At 58.3% G+C, this 2,510-nt stretch carries 2 protein-coding genes; both read right to left on the bottom strand.

Features of this window, described 5'->3' with window-relative positions; translation table 11 throughout:
* Positions 1 to 219: 219 nt before the first annotated feature.
* Positions 220 to 1,032 carry an IclR family transcriptional regulator gene (locus ABEA18_RS22780; RefSeq protein ID WP_345453105.1) on the bottom strand — a complete coding sequence of 271 codons (813 nt, stop codon included), beginning with the start codon at positions 1,030 to 1,032 and terminating at the stop codon, positions 220 to 222.
* A gap of 379 nt (positions 1,033 to 1,411) precedes the next feature.
* Positions 1,412 to 2,224 (bottom strand): IclR family transcriptional regulator, encoded by an 813-nt coding sequence (locus ABEA18_RS22775; RefSeq protein ID WP_345453102.1) that lies wholly within the window; start codon positions 2,222 to 2,224, stop codon positions 1,412 to 1,414.
* Positions 2,225 to 2,510 lie beyond the last annotated feature (286 nt).

Below are 2,510 nucleotides of genomic sequence, written 5' to 3'. Positions count from 1 at the left end.
AGGCCCGGTACCCATCGAAGCCATCGAACCCACCGAGTTCCTCCGCGCAGTGCTCCACACCTTCTAAAACACGCCCCAATAGTCCAACCTCTTTGGGCACGGCACACCGCCCGCGCCCAAAGAGCCACGACATGTTCTATCGGGTGCCGCGAAAAGTGTTACGGCACTTAACTTGGACTTGAGGTTGGCTGGCAGCAGGCGTCAAGATTTCCGGCGACTTCAGGGTTGATGGTTCTCTAGTAGGCGGTCCGATATGGTTGTCGCCGCGTGTTTAACGGCGATCACGGCGTGGGCGATATCCACGTCGCGGCGCTGTTTTTCATCCCAGGCGACACCTACGCTCCCCAGGGCTGTTTTCTGATCGGTGAGAATCGGCGCTGCCACGCTGTATACGCCCGGGTTGAACTCTCCGATGGTCAGAAGGTACCCATCTTTTTTAATCCTGCCCAGATTTGCTCGGAAGGAACTCCATGTGTTGCCCAGTCCGGCGGTCTCGATTTCTTTGCGCTGGCGGGGGTAGATGGATTTCAGGCGGTGGTGGGGAAGGTGGGCAAGGATAACCTTGGACACGGACCCTCCTTCGAACAATGGTCTCCGCTGTCCACGGCTGAACCGGTTGGCCGGGCTCAGAGGCCCTCGGGCCTCGCCAACGCACAGGACCGAATCCCCGAATGCGGTGCAAAGTAGAGCCGAGTGCCCGATCTTTTCCACCAAGTCCTCCAGTACACCTTCGCTGGCCAGCAGCAAGGGGTCCGTCTGGCGGATCTTCAAGTCCATCTCGATGATCCCCGGACCGAGACTGTAGTGGCCATTACGCACAGCGTTGAGCAGGCCGGCGTCATGCAGGGTCTTGATATAGCGGTACCCCGTCGATCTTGAAGTCTCGAGAGCTTCAATGATGGCAACCGTCGACCAGACTGGCTCTGATTCGCTGAACAACTGCAGTATGTGCAGCATCTTGGCCAGGCTTCCCCCGCTATCCGGAACCGAGGCCACCTCGCTACCGCCATTCGGAAAATCCAACACCTTCACGTCCAAGTCCTCCTCTTAGACCGGCCAGTGGGCGGCCATGCCGGACGGGTTCGACAAAGTCTCATAATACAGGATTTATGCCAGAATCTCTGCTTTAACAGCAATGAATGCTGACATAGAATGCCTGCTTATGCGTAGTCTCAGCTCCAGAAAGTCTCCGCGCTCACGTTGATCAAGTGTCAGATCTTTCGTCCTTCAAGGCCTGTGCAGTGATGCACGCCGCTCAGTGACCACTCCGCTCCGAACGCTGACTTGACTTGCCTCTGCATTCTGCCTCAAAGTGGCAGCTCCGGCTTGCAAACTGGCAAACGACTTTGGCCTGGCCGTGGCCGTGCCAGTCACTGGGAAATCGACGGACTTCCCGTCATTGAGATGGGGCCTAAGACTCGCGCTGCTTCTCCATCATGCGCTCGGAGATGGTAGCGGCGGCATGCTTGACGGCAAATATAGCCTTCTGAATGTCGACGTCGCGCCGTTTCTGTTCGTCCCAAGCGACACCCACGCTTCCCAGTGATGTCTTCTGATCCGTAAGGATTGGTGCCGCGACGCTGTAGACGCCGGGATTGAACTCGCCCTTGGTCAAGGCGTATCCATTTTTCTTGATATCACCTAAGGCTCCGCGGAAGTCTTTCCAGGTGCCGCCCAGTCCCGCCTTCTCAATCTCCGCCTGTTGGCGAGGATAGATGGCTTTGAGGCGGTGATGGGGGAGGTAGGCCAGGATTACCTTCGACACCGCCCCTTGGAACAATGGGCGGCGCTGGCCGCGGCTGAACCTGTTTTCTGGGCTTTGTGGAGCGCGCGCCTCGCCGATACACAGCACCGAATCGTGATATGCGGTGCACAGAAGGGCGGAGTGCCCGATCTTATCGACCAGATCCTCGAGGACGCCCTCACTCGCCAGCAGCAGCGGGTCCGTCATGCGGATCTTCAGATCCATCTCGATGATTCCCGGGCCGAGACTGTAGTAGCCATTGCGCACCGAGTTGAGCAGCCCGGCATCATGGAGAGTCTTGATGTAGCGGTACCCCGTGGATCGGGAGGTCTCCAGGGTCTGGATAATTGCCGCTGTCGACCACACCGGGTCTTTCTCACTGAACAACTGCAGGATGTAGAGCATCTTGGCCAGACTGCTCGCGCTGTCCGACGCCGTGGCCATATCGTCGGCATCATTCGGCGATTGGAATCCGCCCATGACCCGCCCCCTTCATCCTTGTTGCGGCCCCGACAGTGGGCCAATTAGTTCTGTCTACAGTCTCGCAAGACAGGACGGTCAAGGCCAAAGCCACCGCGAAAATCGCCCGTATTGGCTGCCTGACCTGTTGCTGCGGGGAAGGCGACCCGGCATGCACAAAGGCAGTCCGCGATGTGTATTGAACAATATCCCGTCATATGGGATAGTTTCAACGAGACGCCTGGCCCGGCAGACTTGCATCGGCGGGCCGGGCGTCAATCCATCGGTTCTTGCCGGGGGATGACAT

Source organism: Arthrobacter gyeryongensis, assembly GCF_039543785.1.
Lineage (GTDB): Bacteria > Actinomycetota > Actinomycetes > Actinomycetales > Micrococcaceae > Arthrobacter > Arthrobacter gyeryongensis.
The sequence above is the reverse complement of the archived record's forward strand: the minus strand, read 5'-3'. Positions and strand labels throughout refer to the sequence as shown.